Annotated in this window: 7 protein-coding genes and 1 tRNA gene; 3 read left to right on the top strand and 5 right to left on the bottom strand. The window is 71.1% G+C overall.

Annotated elements, in window-relative coordinates; all coding sequences use genetic code 11:
- Positions 1 to 107: 107 nt before the first annotated feature.
- Both DEJ24_RS07235 and DEJ24_RS07230 read left to right on the top strand, forming a co-directional pair.
- Complete coding sequence (locus DEJ24_RS07235) at positions 108 to 1,160, top strand: hypothetical protein (RefSeq protein WP_111077946.1); 1,053 nt, start codon at positions 108 to 110, stop codon at positions 1,158 to 1,160.
- Entirely contained in the window at positions 1,157 to 2,731 is a 1,575-nt protein-coding gene (locus tag DEJ24_RS07230) for a phenylacetate--CoA ligase family protein (RefSeq protein ID WP_258374754.1), read from the top strand. Before DEJ24_RS07235 ends, DEJ24_RS07230 begins: the two co-directional genes overlap by 4 nt.
- 10 nt (positions 2,732 to 2,741) lie before the next feature.
- On the opposite strand, the gene DEJ24_RS07225 is transcribed toward DEJ24_RS07230, so the two are convergent.
- A complete protein-coding gene (locus tag DEJ24_RS07225; protein ID WP_111077932.1) occupies positions 2,742 to 3,296 on the bottom strand; it encodes a hypothetical protein in 555 nt (184 codons plus the stop codon).
- A 78-nt stretch (positions 3,297 to 3,374) separates the two neighbouring features.
- On the opposite strand from DEJ24_RS07225, the gene DEJ24_RS07220 reads away from it, so the two are divergent.
- Positions 3,375 to 3,447 (top strand) — tRNA-Val (locus tag DEJ24_RS07220).
- Between the two features lie 135 nt (positions 3,448 to 3,582).
- On the opposite strand, the gene DEJ24_RS07215 is transcribed toward DEJ24_RS07220, so the two are convergent.
- From DEJ24_RS07215 to DEJ24_RS07200, 4 genes are all read right to left on the bottom strand, one after another.
- On the bottom strand, positions 3,583 to 3,864 hold the full coding sequence (locus DEJ24_RS07215) for a hypothetical protein (RefSeq protein WP_111077931.1): 282 nt from the start codon (positions 3,862 to 3,864) through the stop codon (positions 3,583 to 3,585).
- Positions 3,865 to 3,914: 50 nt separating this feature from the next.
- Positions 3,915 to 4,466 carry a GNAT family N-acetyltransferase gene (locus DEJ24_RS07210; RefSeq protein WP_181436555.1) on the bottom strand — a complete coding sequence of 184 codons (552 nt, stop codon included), beginning with the start codon at positions 4,464 to 4,466 and terminating at the stop codon, positions 3,915 to 3,917.
- 41 nt (positions 4,467 to 4,507) lie between these two features.
- Entirely contained in the window at positions 4,508 to 5,185 is a 678-nt protein-coding gene (locus DEJ24_RS07205) for a DUF402 domain-containing protein (RefSeq protein ID WP_146242516.1), read from the bottom strand.
- A 131-nt stretch (positions 5,186 to 5,316) separates the two neighbouring features.
- On the bottom strand, positions 5,317 to 6,342 hold the full coding sequence (locus tag DEJ24_RS07200) for an LLM class flavin-dependent oxidoreductase (protein ID WP_111077928.1): 1,026 nt from the start codon (positions 6,340 to 6,342) through the stop codon (positions 5,317 to 5,319).
- Positions 6,343 to 6,471: the final 129 nt, after the last annotated feature.

Below are 6,471 nucleotides of genomic sequence, written 5' to 3'. Positions count from 1 at the left end.
CCACAGCATCCCAGACGCTGCGGCGTCGTCCACAGGCATGCCAGAGCGGGCATGGGCGTGGACGGGTGGTGCGTATGCTCGCGGCAACGACCACCGAGGGGGAACCGATGGCCACACCCTGGACCGGCATCATCGAGGATGCCCGGCACTACCCGTCACCGCACAATTCGCAGCCGATCGTGCTGCGGGTGGAGGACGACCGCACCGCGACCGTCTTCTACGACCTGCGGCGGGGACTGCCGGCGGAGTCCTTCGGGATCCCGTTCGGGCACGTCTGCGCCGGCGTGTTCCTCGCCGGGCTCGCCCTGGTCGCGCGGGCGCACGGCTTCACCGTCACCGAGGCGCTGGACCACGCTGAGATGGACTTCGGCCGGGTCGACCGAGACCCGGCGGACCACCTGCACCGGCTCGGCAGCGTCGCGCTGACGCCGCACGCAGCGACGGCTGCCGACCGGGAGGCCCTGCACGGCTTCCTCGCTCGGCGCACCTCGCGCAGACCCTACGACGCGACCCTCGTGGACGACGACGTGATCCGGGCGTCGGAGACGATCGCGGCGCAGGCCGGCCACCGGTTCCGGACGACGGCGGACCGGGCCACGGTCGACGAGATCGTGCGCGTGAACCAGGCGACGCTGTTCGACGACCTGCGGAACGACGCGGTGCACACCGAGATCCTGCACTGGCTGCGGTTCTCGAAGCGCCAGGCGGCGGACACCGGGGACGGGCTGTCGGCCGAGACGATGCTCATGCCGGGGCCGGTGCTCAAGTTCGCGATGGAGCACCGCGGGCTGTGGGAGGCACCCGGCATCGGCACCACGTTCAAGAAGGTCTACCTGTCGACGATGCGGGGCGTGCGGCAGCTCGGCTGGCTCGAGGGGCCGTTCGGGTCCCCGGCGGAGTACGTCGAGGCCGGTCGGACGTTCATGCGCATCTGGCTGGACCTCGATGCGCGGGGGATCGCCCTGCATCCCTTCGGGACCGTCATCACGAACCCGCGGTCGCACGCGGCCTTCGTCGAGCGTGCCGGGGTCGACGAGTCCGACGGGCGGATGGCGTGGATGCTGTTCCGCTTCGGCCGGAGTGCTCCGCCGCCTCTGGCGCACCGACGGCCGGCGTCGGCGATGACCCTCGCCGCGGCTGCTGACGGCGGTGTCTCGTGAAGCGAGCGGCGGTGTTCACGGTGGTCTGGGTCGTCGAAGCGGTCGTCGGACTGTTCATGCCGCGGGTCGGGACGCACAAGTTCCTGCTCGCGCCGGGCATCGAGCCGCTCCGCTGGACCCTCGGGCGGTGGCGTGCGTGGCGGACGGCGGAGCTGGCGGCGAAGCGTGTGCCCGCGTACCGGGCGTTCCTGGCGGGCGTGGGGCGTTCCTCCCGTCTGGACACGCGCAGCGGGATCGCCACCGCGTTCTCGGGGCTGCCGGAGATGGACAAGGAGTCCTACGTCAAGCGATGGAGCATCCCGGAGCGCTGTCTCGACGGTCGGCTGCCGCGGCGCGGTGTCGTCGTCGACGAGTCGTCCGGGTCCTCCGGTGTCCCGACGAGCTGGGTGCGCGGACCCGACGAGCGGCAGGCGACGCGGCAGCTGCTGCAGCTCGGGTTCGCCCGGACCTCGAAGGAACTGGCGAAGCAGCCGTTCGTGCTCAACGCGTTCTCGCTCGGTGCATGGGCGACCGGGATGAACGTCACGGCGTCGCTCACCGAGTCCACGATGATCAAGTCGATCGGGCCGGACCGCGACAAGATCGTGCAGACCATGCAGGAGTTCGGCACAGGTTTCACCTACGTGATCCTCAGCTACCCGCCGTTCCTCAAGGCGCTGTTCGAGGACGACCGGATCGACTGGCGCGAGTACACGATCGTCGCGGCGTTCGGCGGCGAGGGCATCAGCGAGAACATGCGCGCCCACATCGAGCAGTACGCGCACACCGTCCTCGGGTCGTACGGGGCGAGCGACCTCGAGATCAACCTGGGCATCGAGACGGGCTTCTCGGTGGCGCTGCGGAAGGCGATCGCTGCCGACCCGGCGCTCTCGACGGCACTGACCAAGCAGTCCGAGTACGGCGTCCTGCCGATGGTGTTCCAGTTCAACCCGTTCGGCTACCTGATCGAGACGAACGACCGCGGCGAGCTCGTCGTCACGATCGCCCGCTCCGAGAACATCAGCCCCCGGATCCGGTACAACATCCACGACCGTGGGCACGTTGTGCGGATGCGCGACCTCAGGCCCGTGCTGCGGGCGACCGGGCACGAGGACCTGCTCGCGGAGGCGGAGCTCGACCTGCCGCTGCTGTTCCACTACGGCCGATCGGACCTGTCCGTCGACTTCAACGGTGCCGTCGTCGCTCCCGATGCCGTCCGGGACGTCGTCTACGGGGACCCGGTCCTGCTCGAATCGGTCGAGAACCACCGGCTCATCAGCTACGAGGACGATTACGGCGACCGCCAGCTGCACATCGCCTTCCAGCTCGCCGCGTCCGCCGACTCGTTCGACGCCGATCGCGCCCGGCCGGCCGTGGTCGCCGAACTGCGCCGGCTCAACCGCGACTTCTCGAACGCGATCCGCACCGCACCTCCGGGGACGCTGCCGACCGTGGCGTTCTACCCGTACCGGACCGGGCCGTTCCGCGACGACGGTCGGAAGCTCAAGAACGAGTACGTGTGGCAACTCGGGCCCGGCTCGGTGGACGAGTGGGACCTGGACCTCGGGTGGGTGGCGCCGAAGGAGGTCTGAGCGGGGCGACTCAGCGGTACTGCGGCGGCCAGTCGAACGGGGCCGGCCGGTGCGGGACCTCGCCGATCGTCGTGACGGCGAGCCCGATCTCCCGCCGGTTCGTCAGCTCGATCGACCGTGGGTTGCCGAAGAACCGCCTGCCGTCCACCCACACCGTCAACTCACCGCGCAGCCCACCGACGTGCGCCGGCCCGAGGGAGACACCCCACTCGTCGAAGAACTGCCCGAGCGTGAAGGTGCGCCGAGTCGGGGACTCGACGTGCAGGATGCCCGACGTGTCGTGCGTGTGCAGCTGCGCGGCGAATCGCTGCGACTTCGCGTGCCCGATGTCGCCCGGCACCACGACCGGGGTGTCACCGTCGGTGATGGTCAGGTGCGTGTGGACGTGCTCCGTGAGGCGTTCGCCCCACACGTTCTCGAGCCCGGCCTCCTCCGCGCGATGCGCGAGGTCCGTCGGGCGGGGCCACGGGGGTGCGACCGACGTCGTGTCGGAGCCGGGCGCCGAGCAGCCGGTGAGCAGGGCGACGAGCAGTGCGGCGACGACGACGGCGGGGGAGCGGCGCATGCGAGCGAGCGTAGTCACGGGCTCGGCGTCGCTCTCGGCGCACCCGTAGGATGTGGGGTGCACCCAGACCCGGTGCGAGGGCCTTTAGCTCAGCTGGTAGAGCGCCACGTTTACACCGTGGATGTCGTCGGTTCGATCCCGGCAGGGCCCACCGGAACGCGCGCTCGTCCTCCTCGGCCGCTTCACCTCTTCCGACGGCGACGTGATCGGAGAACAGTCTGTCGCCGGGGTCGCCGGGGTCGCCGTGCCAGCGGTGCGGTGCAGGACGGGAACCGCGGATCGAGTTTCAGATGTGGCTCGCCAGGCGTGCGGCCTGCTCGCGGTCCTTCTGGTGCTCGCGGACGACGGCACTGACCGCGAGCCACGAGACCAGGGTGCTGAACGCCCCGACGAGCAGCGTCCCGCAGATGCTCGACATCCACACGATGGTCTGCGCGTTCACGGCGATCGTCTCGAGGTCTCCGCCCGCTCTGGAGAAGATGACGAGCGCGCTCGCTCCCGTCCCGATCGCCCCGGCGAACATGATGATCGTCATCGCTGCGAGAGCTCCGCGCCAGCCGTTGTCCATGGCTCCGACCGTACTGGCCCTCGGACCGGAGATGCGAGCAGCACTCGGACTCAGACTCGCCCCTCTCCCGCGATGCGCGACCACACCGCCAGGTCCACCCGGCCGTCATCCGTGAACCCGGCGTTCCGCGCGACGCCCTCGCGAACGAACCCGGCGTGGGAGGCGACCCTCGCCGATGCCGAGTTCCCTGTCGCGATGCGGAGCTCGACACGCTCGAAGGAGTGGACGTCGAGCAACCACGACGAGAGCGCGCGCACCGCAGCGGATGCGTGACCCTGACCGCGGAATTCCGGCGCGAGCCAGTAGCCGATCTCGGCCGTGCAGGCGCGCCAGTCGACACGCTTCACGTCGATGCACCCGGCGAGGGAACCCCCGACCCGGATGCAGCGGACCAGCCCGGCTCCGCTGGCACGGATCGATTCGGTGCTTTCGGTCGCCCACCGACCGGCGAGCTGCACCGTGTACGGGCGCGGGAGCGGCAACCACCGACGGATCTCGAGGTCCGCGACCGCTGCCGCGAGCGCCGGCCCGTCCGCCAGGCTGAACGCGGTCAACGCCGTCGTCGCGTCCACCGGGAGGGCGGCGTCCGGGAGGCACGGCACCGCAGGCCGCGTCGGTTGCGTTGGACGGCCCTCCAGCCTGCTCACCGGACCACGCTCCAGTCCGTCGGCAGTCCGGGACCCGGCCAGGCGGGATCAGGGACCCAGCCGGACCAGTCGGCGTCGAACGGGAAGCGGCGCGCGCGTGCGACCGCGGTCGCGTCCTCGCCCGCCTGCTCGATCACGGCGCGCATGGTCTCGGGCCAATGGCCTGTCGAGGCGTAGAACGCGAGTTCGTCTTCGTCCTTGTACCGGACGGACCACGTGCCGTCCGGACCGGTCGTGGCGACGACGTCGAGTGTCCAGTCCTGGCTGTCGAACCCGAGCGGCGTCCGGACCCAGGGCAACTCGAGGTTGACGTACCAGTCACGCAGCCAGTCGGAACCGTCGTGCCAGCGCCAGACGGACCAGGGGGAGCCCTTCGGGTGCACGCGGACGACGGCCGCACCGGTCCACCCGTCCTCGACGTACGACCCGTCCCAGTCCGCAGGCAGGACGAGCCGCCCGTTCGGACCGCTGCCGACACCGGCACGGCGGCGCACCGCCGAGCCGATGGGACTCGCGACGACGGCGAGGTCGTCGTCGTCGACCAGGACCCGGCCGGCAACCGCGAAGGCGACGGCGTCACCGCGGGCGCCGAAGTCGTGCACGCTCCGGAGGAGGACCGGGTCGCCCGAGGCGAACGGCTCGCTGCGACTGTCCGGACGGGCGCTGGTGTCCATGTCACCCACCGTACTGGCCGTCGCGCCGAGGAAGACGGATCGCATCGGTGCGAGAGGGGCGGGGACGGCGGAGTCCGGGAGACCGCGGGCCGTCGCCCTCGTCTGTCCCGCGTGACGGGCCTCCCGTCCGATCAGTCCGCGTCCGCCGGGCGCCACCCGAGTGCCGGGCCGAGTCGCTCCGCGATGTCGGTGATGATCTGGGCGGAGTCGTCTGGCTCGAGGTCGAACGGCAGGGCGAACGCGACCTCGGTGACCGCCTGGTAGCCCGCGTCGGCCCGCAGGCGGTCGGCGATCTCCTCCGAGCTCCCCATCAGGTCAGCGGCGAAGAGCAGCCCGCCGGGCCCGAACGGCACCCCGACCCGTCCGGAGCGCGAGTCGACGTACCGGCGGTAGCGCGCCTGCTGTTGCGGTGTCGCGCTGTCCGTCGGGATGACCACGAGGCCCTGGGAGATCCTGGCGGTGTCCGGGGTGGGGTGCGCGTCGAGGTAGGCGTCGATCTGGGCCCGCTGGTTCGTGGCGAAGTCCGTGCCGACCTCGCTGCGTGTGACGCTCGAGGTGAGCAGGTGGAAGCCGTTCTCAGCGGCCCAGACGGCCGACCGCGTGCTGCCCGTCCCGTACCAGAGCCGGTCGACCAGGCCTGCGCTGAGGGGCTGGACCGAGCGCGAGAACTCCTCGATGCCGCGTCGCTCGACGGTGGCGGTGACCGGGTCTCCGCGGACGAGGTCGCGGAAGCGGAGGAGACGGTCGTGGCCGAGGTCCTCCTGGTCGGCGGTGTCCGGGTAGAGCGCGTCACGGTAGAGGTCGTAGTTCATCGGGGGCCCGGCGGAGAAGCCGGGGTTCAGGCGTCCGCCGAGCAGCACGTCCACCGTGCCGAGGTCCTCCGCGAGGCGGAAGGGGTTCTCCGCACCGATCGGCGTGACGGCCGTGCCGAGCTCGATCCGCGACGTTCGCTGCGACGCGGCCGCCATCACCGCGACCGGGGACGAGATGCCGTGCTGCAGGTGTCGATGCCGGAGCCAGGCGCTGTCGAGGCCGAGTCCCTCGCCGCGCTCGATCACCCGGAGCGTGTCCTCGATCCCGAGTGCGGGGCGAGCGGGGTCGAACGTCCCGATGGTCAGGAAGCCGACACGGTCCGGGGGAGTTCCGTCGAGGGGCATGCGCCGATCGTGTCAGACATCGACCGCCCGGCGTGCGGGTGTCACGGTCCACCGCCGCGGACGCCGTCGTGGAGCGGCTCCGGAGGCCGGTTCATGACGTCCGGTTTCGTCCCGTGCCGTTGTGTTTCA

This window comes from Curtobacterium sp. MCPF17_001, from assembly GCF_003234615.1.
GTDB lineage: Bacteria > Actinomycetota > Actinomycetes > Actinomycetales > Microbacteriaceae > Curtobacterium.
This window is presented reverse-complemented; position numbering and strand designations above follow the sequence as displayed.

Coding starts and splice junctions, on each gene's coding strand:
- DEJ24_RS07215 (WP_111077931.1), bottom strand. CDS start 3,864: ATGGACAACGGCTGGCGCGGAGCTCTCGCAGCGATGACGATCATCATG.
- DEJ24_RS07235 (WP_111077946.1), top strand. CDS start 108: ATGGCCACACCCTGGACCGGCATCATCGAGGATGCCCGGCACTACCCG.
- DEJ24_RS07200 (WP_111077928.1), bottom strand. CDS start 6,342: ATGCCCCTCGACGGAACTCCCCCGGACCGTGTCGGCTTCCTGACCATC.
- DEJ24_RS07205 (WP_146242516.1), bottom strand. CDS start 5,185: ATGGACACCAGCGCCCGTCCGGACAGTCGCAGCGAGCCGTTCGCCTCG.
- DEJ24_RS07225 (WP_111077932.1), bottom strand. CDS start 3,296: ATGCGCCGCTCCCCCGCCGTCGTCGTCGCCGCACTGCTCGTCGCCCTG.